Below are 15,797 nucleotides of genomic sequence, written 5' to 3'. Positions count from 1 at the left end.
GGAAGCATCCGTTGAAGATCGTCGATATCCGCGCCACCACCGTGGCCGTGCCGCTCGAAGCGCCGCTTCGCCATGCGAGCGGCGCGCATTGGGGCCGCTTCATCCGCACGATCGTCGAGATCGAGACGGATGAGGGCATCATCGGCGTCGGCGAAATGGGCGGCGGCGGTGAATCCGCCGAGGCCGCCGTGCGCGGGCTCTTGCCCTATCTCAAAGGTCACGACCCGCTCCAGCTCGAGCAATTGCGCTGGAAGATCATGAACCCCACCGCCTCGCTCTACAATAACCGCCTGCAGATCCACGCCGCGCTCGAAATGGCCTCGATGGATGCGGCCGGCAAGAAACTCGGCATCCGCGCCTGCGATCTCCTCGGCGGCGCCGTGCGCGAGCGCGTTCCCTTTGCCAGCTATCTATTCTATCGCCTTCCTGACCCCGTCACCGGCAAGGGCGGCGAGACGTCGCCGGACGAGATCGTCGCCCATGCGAAGGACCTCGCCGAGCGCCATGGCTTCCGCGCGCACAAGCTCAAGGGCGGCGTCTTCCCGCCGGACCACGATGTCGAGGTCACGCGCGCGCTCGGCGCCGCCTTCCCCGATGACGGGCTCCGCCTCGATCCGAACGCCGCCTGGTCGGTCGAGCAGGCGATCCGCGTCGGCCATGCGATCGAGGACCTGAACAACGACTATTTCGAGGACCCGACCTGGGGTCTCGAGGGCATGCGCCGCGTGCGCCAGTTCGTGCGCATCCCGACAGCGACCAACACGGTGGTCGTCAATTTCGAGCAGCTGGCGACCAATATCCGCCAGGAGGCCGTCGACGTGATCCTGCTCGACACCACCTTCTGGGGCGGCCTCCGCCAGGCCTATAAGGCCGGCACGGTGCTGGAGACCTTCCAGTATGGCGCCTCGGTCCATTCCTCCGGCGAACTCGGCATCCAGCTCGCCTCGATGCTGCATCTCGGCGCCGCGCTGCCGAACCTCTCCTTCGCCGCCGACGCCCACTACCACCATGTCGTCGATGACATCATTGTCGGCGGCAAGATGCGCTATGAGAACGGCGCGATCGCCGTGCCGACCGGCCCCGGCCTCGGCGTCGAGATCGACCGCGACAAGCTCGCGCAATATGCCGAATATTACCGCGAGGTCGGCGGCTACACCTATGACCGCGACCCGACACGACCGGGCTGGTATTCGGTCCTGCCGGAACAACGCTGGGCGGATCCGAAGGCGCGGTGAGGCGGAGCCTCAGGCTCCCTTAGACGTTTTGGTCGAGTTCGCTCCGGAATTTGCCGCCGTCGCGCCATTCAACGCCACGGCGGCGCGGATCAGCGCCTTGAACGCCGTCGCGTCGATCGTCTCGCCTTCATGGATATCGATCGCGCGGCGCACCTTGCCTTCGAGACTCGCATTGAACAGGCCTGACGCATCGTCGAGCGCGGCGCCCTTTGGGAAGGTGAGCTTGACCGCCTTCTTGTAGGTCTCGCCGGTGCAGATGATGCCGCCATGCTCCCAGACCGGGATGTCCCATTTCCACGCCTCGATCACGTCGGGATCGGCTTCGTGGATGAGCGTGCGAATCCGCGCCAGCACGGCGCCGCGCCAATCGGCACGTTCTGCGATATGGGCATCGATCCGCTGCGCGGGAGAAAGCCCTTCGTCCTCCGAAGTCTTATCCATGACCTGCCCTCCTCTTCATCCGTGCCCACGAGATCATTGCGCATCGCTCGACGCTTCGCGCTTTTCCGCTGGAACGTCCTGTGTCACGACTGCGTTCGGACTTCGGTGCGATCATCGCGCCGCCGTGCCCGCATGAGCGCGGAAAGACTGCCCAGGACTGGCTGAACACGCTAGAGGGAGGGACGAACCATGGCGAGCGCCAAGAATACGATCTGCATCTGGTACGACAAGGACGCCGAGGCGGCAGCCCGCTTCTATGCGGAGGTCTTCCCCGACAGCTTCGTGAGCGCCGTCCATCGCGCGCCGGGCGACTATCCCTCCGGCAGGGCGGGCGACGTGCTGACGGTCGAGTTCACAGTCGCCGGTATCCCCTGCCTCGGCCTCAATGGTGGGCCAGCCTTCAAGCACAGCGAGGCCTTCTCGTTCCAGATTGCCACCGACGATCAGGAGGAGACCGATCGCTACTGGAACGCCATCGTCGGCAATGGCGGCGAGGAGAGCATGTGCGGCTGGTGCCGTGACAAATGGGGCATCTCCTGGCAGATCACGCCGCGCGTGCTGATGCAGGCGCTGGCGGCCGGCGGCGACGAGGCGAAGCGGGCCTTCGCGGCGATGATGGAAATGGGCAAGATCGACGTCGCCGCGATCGAGGCGGCGCGCCGCGGCTGACGGCTTCACACGCCTTTAGAGACAGACAGGAGATCCGAGCGCCATGCGCATCGCGGTAACCGGTACGCATGGCACCGGCAAGACGACCCTGATCGGCGACTTCGTCGCGGCGCATCCGGGCTATGAGAGCGTGCCCGAGCCCTATTGGCTGCTCGACCAGCGCGACATGCCGTTCGCGGACGGGCCCACCGCGGCCGATCTCGAGCAGCAGCTCGACCAGAGCTGCCGCCTGATCCTCGAGCACGCAGGCGAGCGCGATGTGGTGTTCGATCGCTGCCCGCTCGACTTCCTCGCCTATCTCGACGTCGTCAGCGCCGACGAGGGCTTCGAGTGGCTGCCGCAGGGCAGCCTTCTCGGCCGGATCGCTCGCGCCCTCGCGACGCTGGATCTGGTCGTCTTCGTGCCGCTGCTGCAGCGCGACGAGATCGAGGTGCCGATCGAGTATCCGAAGCTGCGCGCCCGCGTCGACCGCCGCCTGAAGGCCATGCTGCGGCAGGACGATCTCGGCCTGCTGCAGGACGGCCCCCGCATCCTGGAAGTCTCGGGCTCGCGCGCCGGGCGCGTCGCGCAGATTGCGGAGGCGCTCGGCGAAGCGTGAGAGGCGGCGACCGGCGCCGCCTTTAGATCAATGGCTGCCAGGCGAAGCCGTCGCGCTCGATCAGATGGTCGGCCGCCGACGGGCCGGCGCTGCCGGCCTTGTAATGGTGGAGCTCGCCCTCGCCCGCTTCCCAGGCATCGAGGATGGGCTGCACCGCCGCCCAGCCGGCCTCGATATTGTCGGCCCGCTGGAACAACGTCGCATCGCCGGTCAGGCAGTCATAGATCAGCGTCTCGTAGCCGGTCGACGGCTCCGCCTTGAAGTAGTCGGAGTAGCGGAAATCCATGTCGACCTCGGCGAGGCGGACCGAGCGGCCGGGGATCTTCGCGGCGATGCGCAGCGACATGCCCTCGTCCGGCTGGACGCGGATGACCAGCGCGTTCGGCAGCAATTCGTCCGTCGGCGTCTCGTCGAACAGGCGATGCGGCGGGCGCTTGAACTGGATCGCGATCTCGGTGCGGCGCACGGCGAGCGCCTTGCCGGTGCGGATATAGAACGGCACGCCGGACCAGCGCCAATTGTCGACCGAGAGCTTCAGCGCGACATAGGTCTCGCGGTGGCTGTCATGGGCGACATTGTCTTCCCACTGATAGTTCTTCACATGCCGCCCGCCGATATTGCCGGCGAGATATTGCGCGCGGACCGTATCGCGCAGCACATCCTCGGGCGTCATCGGCGCGATCGCCTGCACGACCTTCGCCTTTTCGGTGCGGATCGCATCGGCGTCGAAGGAATTCGGCGGCTCCATCGCGATCATGGCGAGGAGCTGGAACATGTGGTTCGGCACCATGTCGCGCAGCGCGCCGGTAGCGTCGTAGAACTTGCCGCGCTGCTCGACCGTGACCGTCTCGGCGGCGGTGATCTGCACGTGGTCGATGAAGTTGCGGTTCCACAGCGGCTCGAAGATGCCGTTGCCGAAGCGCATCGCCATCACGTTCTGTACCGTCTCCTTGCCGAGGAAATGGTCGATGCGGAAGATCTGATGCTCCTGGGCCGCCGTCAGGAGATGCGCATTCAGCGCCTTGGCCGAGGCGAGGTCCGTGCCGAAGGGCTTCTCGACGACGATGCGGCGGAAGGCGTTCTCGCTCTCGTCGAAGAGCCCGTTCTCGCCGAGCTTCTCCGCGATCGAGCCGAAGAAACGCGGCGTGACCGCCATGTAGAACACGGCATTGGCCTGGCCGGTCTCGCTCTTGCGCTGATCGAGCCAGGCGCCGACCTTCTTGTAGGTCTCGGCGCTGTCGAAATCGCCGACGATGTAGTGGATGCGGTCCATCAGCCAGGACCACGCCGTTTCGTTCAGCGTCAGCCCGGCGGCACCCGCCATCTGATGGGCGGTATCGGTCAGGAAGGCACGATAATCGGCATCGTCGTGCTGGACGATGTCGACGCCGACGATCTGGAACTGCGCATCGAGCGCGCCCTCGCGCGCCAGATTATAGAGCGCCGGCATGACGAGCCGCTTGGTCAGGTCGCCTGAAGCGCCGAAGATGAACAGCGTCGAAGCCGGTGCCGGCCCTTGATCGTCGTGCGCAGGGCGCTTGCTGGCGGCCTCAGTCATGCTCATCCCCTTTGTCGTTTCCACCTTCGCTCTTGGCGGAATCATGCTGAAATTCGATTAAGATCGGAAGACGGCACGATGAAGGGAGCAGATTTACGCCGGATTATCGAATAGCCGCCATTGCTTGACGGGACGAGAAGCCAAGAGACGCCCGATCGCGGGTGCAGGGGGGACGAACATGGATCCGACATCGAAAGTGCCGCCGGGGGCGCCGGGCCTTCCCCCGCGCTGGACATCGAGCGCGAAGAGCGGCGTCGGGACCGCCCACAATGCCGCGAGCCGGATCTGGTTCACGCTCAGCCACGGCATCTTGAACGAGATCTACTATCCGCGCGTCGATGTCGCCTGCACGCGCGATTTCGGCTTCGTCGTCACCGGCCCGGACGGCTATTTCTCCGAGGAGAAACGCGACGCCGACCACGAGATATCGATGATGGAGGAAGGCGTTCCCGCCTTCCGTCTTTCCAATACCGCGCGCGACCGCCGCTACCGGATCGAAAAGGAAGTCCTGACCGATCCGCGCCGCGAGGCGCTGCTGCAGCGCATCACCTTCGAGGCGCTCGAAGGCGATCTCTCCGATTATCGGCTCTATGCGATGGTTTCGCCGCATCTCGTCAATGCCGGCGCCAACAACACGGCCTGGGTCGGCGACTACAAGGGCACGCCGATGCTCTTCGCCGCGGGCCCCCGCGGCGTGTCCATGGCGCTCGCGTCCAATGTGCCCTGGCGCGCGCGCTCTGTCGGCTTCGTCGGCGCCTCGGATGGCTGGCAGTTGCTGTCGCGCGGCCAGCCCCTGGACGAGAGCTACCAGCGTGCGGAGCATGGCAATGTCGCGCTGACCGGCGAGATCGATTTGTCGGCCCGGGGCGGACATGCCGTGCTGGCGCTCGCCTTCGGCGCCCGGGCGGAGGAGGCCGGCTATCGCGCGCTCTCCAGCCTGCAGGAAGGCTTCGAGACGGCACGCAAGCTCTACACCCATGGCTGGCGCGCCTGGCAGGATACGCTGCTGCCGCTCGACCGGCCGGCCGGCTCGTCCAATCTGAACCGCTACCGCATCAGCACCGCGGTGCTCGCCACGCACCAGCCGAACTCCTTTCCCGGCGCCGCCATCGCCAGCCTCTCGATCCCGTGGGGCTTTTCCAAGGGCGACGAGGACCTCGGCGGGTATCACCTCGTCTGGCCGCGCGACCTCGTCGAGACGGCGGGCGGCTTTCTCGCCGCCGGCGCGCCGGCCTTCGCCCGGGACATCCTCGCCTATCTCGCTTCGATCCAGGAGGCGGACGGGCACTGGTCGCAGAATGTCTGGCTCGACGGCGCGCCCTATTGGGAGGGCGTGCAGATGGACGAGTGCGCCTTCCCGCTGCTCCTTGCCGACATGCTCTGGCGCGGCGGTCATCTCGAAGTCGAGGAGCTGGAGCGCTACGTTCCGATCATCGAGAAGGCCGCCCGCTACATCGCCATGAACGGTCCCGTCACCGGGCAGGACCGCTGGGAGGAGGACGCCGGCTATTCGCCCTTCACCCTGTCGGTCGAGATCGCGGGGCTGCTCGCCGCCGCCGACCTGCTGGAGGTGTTCGGCCGCAAGATGGCCGCGCGCTATCTGCGCGAGACGGCGGACAGCTGGAACGACGATATCGAATACTGGACCTTCGCGAAGGATACCGAGCTCGCCCGCGACCTCGGCATCTCCGGCTATTATGTGCGGATCGCGGCGCCGGATTCGGCCGACGCCGCGTCGCCGCTCGACGGCTTCGTCCCCGTCAAGAATCGCCCGCCGAGCGAGATGAGCCAGCTCGCCGCCATGCTGATCAGCCCGGATGCGCTCGCCCTGGTGCGCTTCGGCCTCCGCGCGCCGGACGATCCGCGCATCCTCGATACGGTGACGGCGATCGACGCGACGCTCCGGATCGAGCTGCCGCAGGGCCCGATCTGGTACCGCTACAATGGCGACGGCTATGGCGAGCATGCCGATGGGCGGCCGTTCAACGGCGTCGGCATCGGCCGGCCCTGGCCGCTGCTGTCCGGTGAACGCGCCCATTACGAGCTCGCGGCCGGCCGGCCCGAGATCGCGGAACAGCTCCTGACCACGCTCGAAGAATCCGCCAGTTCCGGCGGCATGCTGCCCGAACAGGTCTGGGACCAGGCCGACATCCCGCAGCGGGAACTGTTCCATGGCCGCCCCTCCGGCAGCGCGATGCCGCTGGTCTGGGCGCACTCCGAGCACATCAAGCTGTTGCGCTCGCTGCGTGACGGTGCGGTGTTCGACATGCCGCCGCAGCCCGTCGAGCGCTACCAGAAGCAGGGCGTCACCGCGCCGGTCCGCACCTGGCGCTTCTGCGGTAAGATCCGCACCCTTCCCTCGGGCAAGGCGCTCCGGATCGAGCTGCAGGCGCCGGGTCTCGTGCACTGGTCAGCCGACGAGTGGAAGACGACGACGGATTCGCCGACCAGCGAGAACGCCTTCGGCATCCATCTCGTCGATCTGCCCGTAAAGGACCTTCCCGAAGGAACAATGATCCGCTTCACCATCTATTGGCCCGAGGCGGATCGCTGGGAGGGCGAGGACTTCGCGGTGGAGGTCGAGCCGCCGCGCGCGCCGACGCCGGCGCATCGTGCTCTCGGACCGAGCGGCGCGCGCAAGGCACCACCGGTATCCGACAACCCGCGTTAAGCGGGCAGCGGCGAGACGGACGAACATGATGGCAGCTGAGACGAAGGAGAGCGGCGTGGCGGGAATTCTGGCGATCGACGTCGGCGGGACCGGGCTCAAGGCGGCGGTGATCGACGAGAGCGGCAAGATGCTGACGGAGCGGGCGCGCGTGCCGACGCCGCATCCCTGCCCGCCGGAAGCGCTGCTCGATGCGGTCGCCGGCATGGTCAAGGACTTCCCCGCCTTCGACCGGATCTCGATCGGCTTTCCCGGCGTGGTGCGGAACGGCAAGGTGCTGACCGCCCCCAATCTCGGCACCGAGGACTGGGCCGGGTTCGGCCTGACCGACGCGATCACCAAGCGCCTCGGCGGCCAGCCGGCGCGGATGACCAACGATGCCGAGATGCAGGGCTTCGCGATCGTCACGGGCAAGGGGCTGGAGATGGTCCTGACGCTCGGCACGGGCGCCGGCACGGCCCTGTTCCGCGACGGCGAACTGATGCCGCATATGGAACTCGCCCATCACCCGATCCGCGGCGACAAGACCTATGACGAGTATCTCGGCAACGCCGCCTTCGAGGCCGAGGGCAAGAAACACTGGAACAAGCGGGTCGAGCGCGTGATCGGCATCCTGTTCACGCTGCTGCACTACGACCACCTCTATCTCGGCGGCGGCAATTCCAAGCACATCGACGTGACGCTGCCGGACAATGTCTCCATCGCCTCGAACGAGGCGGGACTGGAAGGCGGCGCCGGGCTCTGGCGCGGCAAGAACGCGGGCGCGTAAGTTGCTGGGCTTGCCCTGAGCGTCGCTAGACGGCCTCGAGGAAGGCCTTCGACGCCCGCGTGTGCTCGAAGATCAGCTCGTCGAGGTCCACCCCGCGCGGAAGGCCGTCCTCGACGACCCACTCGCCTTTCACCATGACGCGGTCGGCGCGGTCGGCGGCGCAATAGACGAGCGCGGCGAGCGGATCGCCCGCGCCGGAAAAGCGCAGGCCCTCGGGCCGGTAGAGCGCCAGATCGGCCTGGAGCCCGACGGCGATCGCGCCGATGTCGCGCCGCCCGAGGCAGCGGGCCGAGCCTTCGGTGCCCCAGCGCAGCGAGTCGCGATGCGTCACGTCGCGCGGATCATAGGTCAGCCGGTTCAGCAGCATCGCCTGCCGCACCTCGCCCATCAGGTTGGAGACGTCGTTCGCCGCCGAGGCGTCGGCGCCGAGGCCGATCGCGACGCCGGCCGCCTCCAGCTCGCAGGTGCGGCAGTGACCCGCGCCGAGCATCATGCTGGATGTCGGGCAATGGCAGACCGAGACGCCATGGCGGCCGAGCGTCGCGATCTCCGTGGCGTCGAGATGGATCGCGTGCGCGAGCCAGACGCGCTCCGAGATCCAGCCGAGGTCCTGCATCCGCTCGACCGGCCGGCAGCCCCATAATTCGCGCGCCGCGGTCACCTCCTCGCGCCGCTCGGCCAGATGCGTGTGCAGCCGGCAATCGAGCCGTTCCGCGAGCGCGGCCGTCTCGCGCATCAGCGTCTCGCTGACCGTGAAGGGCGAATCGGGCGCGAACGCGACCTGCGTCATCGCCCCCTCCGAGCGGTCGTGATAGCGCCGCGCCACGCGCTCGCTGTCGGCCAGGATCGCGTCGACCGTCTCGACAACGTTTTCCGGCGCCAGCATGCCGTCCTTGACCGAGAGATCGCGCGAGCCCCGCACCAGCGTGATCCGCATGCCGAGCCGCGCCGCCTCCTCCGCCTCGATATCCATCGCGTCCTCGAGACCGCGCGCGAACATCGCATGGTGATCCGAGGCCGTGGTGCAGCCCGACAGCAGCAGCTCGGTCAGAGCCATGCGGCTGGCGAGGCGGAAATTGTCCGGATTGAGCTTCGCCGCCCAGCGCGGATAGAGCGCGGCCAACCAGGGCATCAGCGGCTTGTCGATACCGTCCGGATGGGTGCGCGTCAGATTCGAATAGAAATGATGATGCGCATTGACGAGGCCCGGCGTCACGACATGGCGCGCCGCATCGAAGATGCGCTGCACCGCCGCGGCGGGCTCGGCGCCTTTCGGCACCAGTTCCGCGATGCGGTCCCCCTCGACGACGACACCGCGCTCCGCCCCTTCGGCGAGAATGGCGAGGGGATCACGGATCCAGAGGCGGTCTTGCATGGGGTTCTCCGAGGCGACGCGGAAGGACGACATCCCCAGCCTCGCCGCTCGGCCTCCACAGGTAAAGCCGCGCAGCTGACGTTATGGTTAACCCGGCATTAAGCGTGAATCGCCAAAGTCATCCTCAAGATCCGTCGCAAAAGGTTTCGCGTTCGGCGGATCGTCATCTCGGGGCGAAGTGGGGGTGCGAGTGCCGGCGTCGACGCGACAATGGGGGGCGATTCGGATGACAGCATCCGGTTCGCCGGTCGCGCGACATGCGGGCCTCGCATTCCTCGCCACCATGCTGCTTTCCGGTACCGCGCACGGCCAGAGCGTCTGGTCGAACACGGGCGCAGCGGACTGGAATACGGGGGCGAACTGGACGCCGGCCGCCGTCCCTACGGCCGCGGACATCGTCGTCATCGATAATGGCGGCGAGGCGCAGATCACCACGGCCGGCGCGAGCGCCGCGACCGTGATCCTCGGCAGCACCGACGGCACGACCTCCGGCCGGCTCACGATCACCGCCGGCGGCACGCTGACGACCTCCACCGACGCCGCCATCATCGGCGAATACGGCACCGGGGCGGTCACGGTCACCCGGCTCGGCTCCGACTGGAAGGCCGGCGGCGACGTTCTGGTGGGCGACCAGACCGGGGCAACCGGCACGCTCACCGTCGACATGTCCGCCACCATGGGCGTCGGCGGCGACATGATCCTCGGCAACAGCACCGGCGCGCGCGGCACGCTGTCCGTCGATGGCGCGGGCACCGTCGTCACCGTCGACAAGGATGTCACGGTCGGCAGCGCCGGGACCGGCTTCCTGACCGTCTCCGGGGGCGGCGAGGTCGACACCACCAATCTCACCGCCGCCGCGCTCGCCGGCAGCAACGGCACCATCCTCGTCACCGGCACGGATTCGCTGCTCGACGTGCAGGGCGCGCTGACGGTCGGCGGCGCCGGCACCGGCAGCCTGCGCATCGAGGCGGCGGGCTCCGTCGCGAGCCTCGGGGCCACGATCGGCACGGCGGCAGGCGCGACCGGCACGGTCACGCTCAACGGCGCCGGTTCGAATTGGAGCAATACCGGCCTGCTGACGATCGGGTCGGCCGGGGCCGGCAATCTGATCCTCGAGGCGGGTGCGGACGTGACCACCGACACGGCGGTCGCCGGAGCCCTCCAGGGCGGCAGCGGCACGATCCGCGTCACCGGTGCCGGCTCGACGCTGACGACGAATGGCCCGCTGACGCTGGGCGGCGCCGGAGCGGGCGCCCTCACGGTCGAGGCCGGCGGCGCGGTCATATCGGCGAGCGCAGTTCTCGGCGACCAGTCCGGCGGCACCGGCACCGTGGTCGTCACCGGCGATGGATCGAGCTGGACCAATGACGGCCTGCTCGTCGTCGGCAACGCGGGCAGCGCGACATTGACGGTCGAGGCGGCCGGTAGCGCCATAACGGGCAGCGCGACGCTCGGCGCACTCGCCGACAGCTCCGGTACGATCCATGTGACCGGCGAAGGCTCGTCGCTCGAGGTCACCGATGCGCTGGTGGTCGGGGCGGCCGGCAGTGGCCTGCTCGACATCAATTCGGCCGGCACGGTCACCACCGGCACGCTGACGGCCGGCCTCTCGGCCGGCGGCAGCGGCGCAATCACCCTTTCCGGCTCCGGCTCAAGCCTCGCCGTCACCGATGCGCTCATCGTCGGCGCGGCCGGCGACGCCAGCCTGTCGATCGGCCTCGGCGCAAACGCGACGGCGGGATCGGCGACGATCGGCAGCGAGACGGGCGGCACCGGCACGATCGCCCTCACCGATGACGGATCGACCCTCGATATCGTGGATACGCTGACCGTCGGCGACGCCGGAGCGGGCGCGCTCACGGTTGGCAACGGCGCGGCGGTCTCCGCCACCGACGTGATCCTCGGCGCCGACGCATCCGGCACGGGATCGGCGGTCGTCTCCAATGCGGGCTCCACGCTGACCGTCGGCGGTTCGCTCGCTGTCGGCCTCGCCGGCACCGGCGCGCTGACGATCGATGCCGGCGGCACGGTCACCGCGGCCGGCGCGCTGGTCGGCGCGCTTGCGGGCAGCGAGGGCACGGTGCTCGTCAACGCCGCCGGTTCGGATCTCGCCGTATCGGGCGAGCTTGTCGTCGGCGGCTCCGGTACGGGCATTCTCCAGGTGACGGCCGGCGGCACGCTCGAGAGCGCCGATGCTGTCATCGGCAATGGCGCGACGGGCATCGGCAACGTCACGGTCGCCGGGCTCGGCTCGGTCTGGACGGTTGCCGGCGATGTCATGGTCGGTGAAGCGGGCGCGGGCGCGCTCACGATATCCGGTCAGGGCGCAATCACGGTGGACGGCGGCAACGGCATCGTCACGCTGGCGAGCGCCTCGGACTCGACCGGCACGCTGACGATCGGCCTCGGCGCCGGCACGCTGGACGCGGCCGAAGTCACCGGCGGCGATGGCATCGCGACCGTCGTCTTCAGCCATGACGAGACGGGCTACACCTTCGCGCCCGACATCACCGGCTCGATCTCGCTGGTCCAGTCCGGCAACGGCCGCACCATCCTGACCGGCGCCAACACCTATCTGGGCACCACGGATGTCACGGCCGGCACGCTGGCGGCGGGCGCCGAGGGCGCCTTCTCGGCCGCATCCGATTTCACCGTCGCTTCCGGCGCGGTGCTCGACCTCTCCGGCTTCAGCCAGACCGTCGCGAGTCTCGCCAATGCCGGCACCGTGTCGCTGGCCGGCATGACGGCCGGCACCGTCCTGACCGTGTCCGGCAATTATGCGGGCGGCGGCAGCATCGTTCTCGGCACGGCGCTGGGCGGCGACACCTCCCCGACCGACAGGCTGGTCGTCCAGGGCGATGTCTCCGGCCGGAGCCGCCTCGCCATCGTCAATCTCGGCGGCAAGGGCGCCCAGACCAGCGGAAGCGGCATCGAGATCGTCACCATCGCCGGTGCTTCGCCGTCGGACGCCTTTTCGCTCGGCCGCACCATCGCCGGCGCCTATGACTACCGCCTTTATCAGGGCGGCGTCGGCACGGATGCCGGCAACGGCAACTGGTATCTGCGGAGCGACCTCTCCATCGCCGCACAGACCTATCGCGCCTATCCCGCCACGCTGCTCGCCTACAGCGCCGCCAGCATCGGCACGCTGGAGCAGCGCACCGGCGGCTGGACGGTCGGCGCGGCGACGACGACGGTTCCGGGCGGCGCCTTCGTGCGCGGCGCCGGCCTCTCGTCGAGCACCTCCCCCGATACGGGCTCGCCCTACCGGCAGGACCTCGCCTTCGGACAGACCGGCATCGCGGCCGAACTGCCGGTTGCCGCGCCCGGCCTCGTCACGGCCGGCGTCACGGCGACCTTCGGCCGCTCGCAGGTCAATGTGGACGCCGCCTCGCACGGAACCGCAGGGAGCGGCCGGATCGACACCGACGCCTATGGCTTCGGCGGCACGCTCACCTATTGGGGCCAGGACGGGCTCTATGCCGATGCCGTCGGCCAGCTGACCTATTTCGACACCGGGATCTCCACGAGCGACGCCGGCGCGCTGGTGGGCGGCAACTCCGCGGTCGGCACCGCGCTCAGCCTGGAAGTCGGCCAGCGATTCCAGCCGACTCCCTCGATCGCGATCGTGCCGCAGGCGCAGCTTCTCTACGCTTCGCTCGGCTTCGACGACCTGACGGATGCCGACGGCGTCGCGGTCGGCCTGTCCGGCGAGAGCCTGCTCGGCCGGGCCGGGGTGCGCCTCGAGCATTCCGGCTTCGTGGACGCCATCGCGCTCGATGCCATGCGCTACAATGCCTATGTGATCGCCAATCTCTATTATGCCTTCATCGGCGACACCGATGTCAGCGTGGGTGGCACCTCGCTGGCGCAGCAGACCGGCCGCCTCACCGGCGAGATCGGCCTTGGCGGCGCGCTGCGGGTGGCGGCACGGACGAGCCTTTATGGCGAGGCCAGTTATGCCTCAGCCTTCGGCAGCGGCGATGCGTGGTCGGGCAGCTTCGGCTTGCGCGTGCAGTGGTAGGCGCGCGAAGATCGGCTTGAACGATCACGGAGGGCGCGATGTCGACCATCAAGGCCACGCTGGGAGCGACGGACTATGCCGTGGCGATCTCGGCCGGATCCCACAATCTCGCCGTCGATGAACCGGTGGATCGCGGCGGCGGCGGGACCGCGCCGACCCCGTTCGACCATGTCCTCGCCGGGCTCGCCGCCTGCACGGCGATCACGCTCCGCATGTATGGTGCGCGCAAGGGCTGGGAGCTCGGCACGATCCATGCCGAAGTCGAGCTTCACCGCGCGGGGAAGGAACTCAGCGTCGCGCGCCGGCTGCGCTTCGGTGCGCCGCTCGGCGAGGCCGAGATCGCGCGGCTGGCCGAGATTGCCGAGAGGACGCCGGTGACGCTGGCGCTCAAGCAGGGCATGCCGATCAGGACCGAGATCGTTCCGTCCCTGCCGGACGAGACGGCGGCAGAACTCGACGAGCGGCTCGACGAGGCGCTGGAGGAGAGCTTCCCCGCCAGCGATCCCGTGAGCGTTTCGCCGCGCGGGAGCGAATAGGCTCGCGCGCCTCAGAAATGGATGCCGAGGCCGGCGAAGACGCCCTGCTGCGTCATGTTGTAGACGAAGCCGCCGTCCTCGTAATCCTCATAGATCGCGCGATAGCCGATCGAGGTCGAGAGCGTCTTGGTCCAGTTGTAGCCGACCGCGCCGAAGGCCTGCCAGGTCAGGTCCGAGCTAACGCCGAATCCGCCGATGTCGCCGAGCGCGTTGATGAACCACTTGTCGGTGATGTCGTAGTGGCCGTAGAGGCCGACCGTCGGATCGATCCACTGCTCGGTGCCGCCGTCGGACAGCGTTATCGGCACGCCGGCCGGCGTGATGCCGAGATCGGCATTGAGATACATGTAGCGGAAGCCGACCGTCGGGCTCAGCGTCAGTTTGGGGATGCCGAGCGGCAGCTTGTAGCCGGCGAGGCCCTGCACGATCGCCTGGTTCTGCGTGTAATCGAAGCCGAGCGCGCCGTTGCGGATCGTGCCGTCGTCCGAGACCCGGGCGAAGATGAAATCAGAGATGAACAGGAACTGGTCGTTCTCGGCCGCGAGTGACGCCATCAGCGCGCCGTCGAGATCAGACAGCACGTCGGAGGCGGTGAGGTTGACACGCGCCGGCCCGAGGCCCCGAACGCCGACATCGCCGTTCATTCCCGTCAGCCAGCCATAGATCGTCGCCTGGAAGCGCCAGTCATTGGTCGAGGACGCGACGACGGGCGCCGGCTCCTGCGCGATGTCCGCCGCGCTGGCGGCACCCACGAAAGGTCCGGAAAGCGCAAGTCCGGCAACCGTAACGCCGGCAAGCACGATGCCGGCAAACCAGGACTGCTTCATCTCTCACCCTCCAGGCCGGATCCCCAAGCGTCACGCCCGAGGCCCCCAGACCACCGCCGGCCGCGGGACCGACCAACCCGCACCGCTCGCCGTCGACCGAATCGCTCGGTATGGCGGCATCGATGCCCAATGCTCAGAGGAGTCGCACGGACGCGACGGCTCGTGCTTGATATTTTGCGACACCGCCGCCCTGGACATGATTTCGGATGGCGAGTGTGGCGCGCCGGCAATAGCGGCGCCGTTGGCCGCTGCCTATCTCGCGGCCGGCTGCGCCGCGAGGACGGTCTTGCTTTCGACCCCGCCATGCTGCACTGCATGATCCGCGTTCGAGTATTGTCCGGAGGATGAGCCGATGGCTGACATGTCCCGTTTTCCGAACCGGCTTCTGCGCGGCTACGCCGCGTTTCGCGAGCAGAGGCTGCCGCATGAGAGCTCGCGCTATCGCGTGCTGGCCGACGCCGGGCAGCGCCCGCGCACCATGATCGTCGGCTGCTGCGACAGCCGCGCCGCGCCGGAAACGATCTTCGATGCCGCGCCGGGCGAGCTTTTCGTCGTGCGCAACGTTGCCAATCTCGTCCCGCCCTATGATCCGGACGGCGAATATCACGGCACGTCGGCGGCGATCGAATTCGGCGTCATGGGCCTCAAGGTGCAGCACATCGTCGTGCTCGGCCATGGCCGCTGCGGCGGCGTCCAGGCCTATATGGCGGCGCGCGACGGCCAGGGCGGCGCCATCGCGTCGGCCAGCGACTTCATCGGCAAGTGGATCTCATTGATCGCCCCGGCCGAGGCCTTCATCTGCGAGGACCCCGCCGAGACGTCTGACGCGCAGCGAGCGCTCGAGTTCGCTTCGGTGCGCAAGGCGATCGAGAATCTCCGTACCTTCCCGACGATCCGCAGCCTTGAGGAGATCGGCGAGATCGAACTGCACGGTGCCTGGTTCGACATCTCGACCGGCGAACTGCATCTGCTCGACCCGCAGAGCGGACGCTTCGCCATCCCCGAGGTCACCCCCTGACGGCCGGCGGCGGGCTACAGCCGTTCAGCTGTTCACGGAACAGCTGAACGGCTCTCTCTCTTTGTTTGAACGCGTTTTC

Annotated in this window: 12 protein-coding genes; 8 read left to right on the top strand and 4 right to left on the bottom strand. The window is 68.2% G+C overall.

The window, feature by feature from the left end; translation table 11 throughout:
* Positions 1 to 11 precede the first annotated feature (11 nt).
* Positions 12 to 1,235, top strand: a complete 1,224-nt coding sequence (locus tag GGR25_RS13770; protein ID WP_183399343.1) for an enolase C-terminal domain-like protein — start codon at positions 12 to 14, stop codon at positions 1,233 to 1,235.
* Positions 1,236 to 1,244: 9 nt separating this feature from the next.
* Here the strand turns inward: GGR25_RS13770 and GGR25_RS13765 are convergent, their stop codons facing one another.
* Positions 1,245 to 1,676 carry a DUF1801 domain-containing protein gene (locus GGR25_RS13765; RefSeq protein WP_183399342.1) on the bottom strand — a complete coding sequence of 144 codons (432 nt, stop codon included), beginning with the start codon at positions 1,674 to 1,676 and terminating at the stop codon, positions 1,245 to 1,247.
* 189 nt (positions 1,677 to 1,865) lie between these two features.
* Here GGR25_RS13765 and GGR25_RS13760 point away from each other — a divergent pair, with 189 nt between their 5' ends.
* Together GGR25_RS13760 and GGR25_RS13755 are read left to right on the top strand one after the other, a co-directional pair.
* Entirely contained in the window at positions 1,866 to 2,345 is a 480-nt protein-coding gene (locus GGR25_RS13760; protein ID WP_183399341.1) for a VOC family protein, read from the top strand.
* A 43-nt stretch (positions 2,346 to 2,388) separates the two neighbouring features.
* Complete coding sequence (locus GGR25_RS13755) at positions 2,389 to 2,943, top strand: AAA family ATPase (RefSeq protein WP_183399340.1); 555 nt, start codon at positions 2,389 to 2,391, stop codon at positions 2,941 to 2,943.
* Positions 2,944 to 2,965: 22 nt separating this feature from the next.
* On the opposite strand, the gene zwf is transcribed toward GGR25_RS13755, so the two are convergent.
* Complete coding sequence (gene zwf / locus GGR25_RS13750) at positions 2,966 to 4,507, bottom strand: glucose-6-phosphate dehydrogenase (protein ID WP_183399339.1); 1,542 nt, start codon at positions 4,505 to 4,507, stop codon at positions 2,966 to 2,968.
* Positions 4,508 to 4,679: 172 nt separating this feature from the next.
* Here zwf and GGR25_RS13745 point away from each other — a divergent pair, with 172 nt between their 5' ends.
* Complete coding sequence (locus GGR25_RS13745; protein ID WP_183399338.1) at positions 4,680 to 7,172, top strand: glucan 1,4-alpha-glucosidase; 2,493 nt, start codon at positions 4,680 to 4,682, stop codon at positions 7,170 to 7,172.
* Positions 7,173 to 7,197: 25 nt separating this feature from the next.
* Positions 7,198 to 7,938 (top strand): ROK family protein, encoded by a 741-nt coding sequence (locus GGR25_RS13740; protein ID WP_246409638.1) that lies wholly within the window; start codon positions 7,198 to 7,200, stop codon positions 7,936 to 7,938.
* A 25-nt stretch (positions 7,939 to 7,963) separates the two neighbouring features.
* Here GGR25_RS13740 and GGR25_RS13735 read toward each other — a convergent pair whose 3' ends face one another.
* Positions 7,964 to 9,313: an 8-oxoguanine deaminase gene (locus GGR25_RS13735; protein ID WP_183399336.1), complete on the bottom strand. Its 1,350-nt coding sequence runs from the start codon at positions 9,311 to 9,313 to the stop codon at positions 7,964 to 7,966.
* 226 nt (positions 9,314 to 9,539) lie between these two features.
* On the opposite strand from GGR25_RS13735, the gene GGR25_RS13730 reads away from it, so the two are divergent.
* A complete protein-coding gene (locus tag GGR25_RS13730) occupies positions 9,540 to 13,337 on the top strand; it encodes an autotransporter outer membrane beta-barrel domain-containing protein (protein WP_183399335.1) in 3,798 nt (1,265 codons plus the stop codon).
* Positions 13,338 to 13,375: 38 nt separating this feature from the next.
* Entirely contained in the window at positions 13,376 to 13,873 is a 498-nt protein-coding gene (locus GGR25_RS13725; protein ID WP_183399334.1) for an OsmC family protein, read from the top strand.
* A gap of 11 nt (positions 13,874 to 13,884) precedes the next feature.
* Here the strand turns inward: GGR25_RS13725 and GGR25_RS13720 are convergent, their stop codons facing one another.
* Positions 13,885 to 14,700: a hypothetical protein gene (locus GGR25_RS13720; RefSeq protein WP_183399333.1), complete on the bottom strand. Its 816-nt coding sequence runs from the start codon at positions 14,698 to 14,700 to the stop codon at positions 13,885 to 13,887.
* A gap of 361 nt (positions 14,701 to 15,061) precedes the next feature.
* On the opposite strand from GGR25_RS13720, the gene GGR25_RS13715 reads away from it, so the two are divergent.
* Positions 15,062 to 15,718, top strand: coding sequence for a carbonic anhydrase (locus GGR25_RS13715; RefSeq protein WP_183399595.1), 657 nt, complete (start codon positions 15,062 to 15,064; stop codon positions 15,716 to 15,718).
* The last annotated feature ends 79 nt before the right edge of the window (positions 15,719 to 15,797 follow it).

Origin of the sequence: Kaistia hirudinis (assembly GCF_014196455.1) — a bacterium.
GTDB lineage: Bacteria > Pseudomonadota > Alphaproteobacteria > Rhizobiales > Kaistiaceae > Kaistia > Kaistia hirudinis.
Note: the sequence above shows the minus strand (reverse complement) of the source record. Positions and strands in the feature narration are given on the sequence as shown.

Excerpts from the sequence above, each read along its gene's own strand:
- GGR25_RS13765 (WP_183399342.1), bottom strand. The coding sequence starts at position 1,676 with ATGGATAAGACTTCGGAGGACGAAGGGCTTTCTCCCGCGCAGCGGATC.
- GGR25_RS13760 (WP_183399341.1), top strand. The coding sequence starts at position 1,866 with ATGGCGAGCGCCAAGAATACGATCTGCATCTGGTACGACAAGGACGCC.
- GGR25_RS13755 (WP_183399340.1), top strand. The coding sequence starts at position 2,389 with ATGCGCATCGCGGTAACCGGTACGCATGGCACCGGCAAGACGACCCTG.
- zwf (WP_183399339.1), bottom strand. The coding sequence starts at position 4,507 with ATGAGCATGACTGAGGCCGCCAGCAAGCGCCCTGCGCACGACGATCAA.
- GGR25_RS13745 (WP_183399338.1), top strand. The coding sequence starts at position 4,680 with ATGGATCCGACATCGAAAGTGCCGCCGGGGGCGCCGGGCCTTCCCCCG.
- GGR25_RS13740 (WP_246409638.1), top strand. The coding sequence starts at position 7,198 with ATGATGGCAGCTGAGACGAAGGAGAGCGGCGTGGCGGGAATTCTGGCG.
- GGR25_RS13735 (WP_183399336.1), bottom strand. The coding sequence starts at position 9,313 with ATGCAAGACCGCCTCTGGATCCGTGATCCCCTCGCCATTCTCGCCGAA.
- GGR25_RS13730 (WP_183399335.1), top strand. The coding sequence starts at position 9,540 with ATGACAGCATCCGGTTCGCCGGTCGCGCGACATGCGGGCCTCGCATTC.
- GGR25_RS13725 (WP_183399334.1), top strand. The coding sequence starts at position 13,376 with ATGTCGACCATCAAGGCCACGCTGGGAGCGACGGACTATGCCGTGGCG.
- GGR25_RS13720 (WP_183399333.1), bottom strand. The coding sequence starts at position 14,700 with ATGAAGCAGTCCTGGTTTGCCGGCATCGTGCTTGCCGGCGTTACGGTT.
- GGR25_RS13715 (WP_183399595.1), top strand. The coding sequence starts at position 15,062 with ATGTCCCGTTTTCCGAACCGGCTTCTGCGCGGCTACGCCGCGTTTCGC.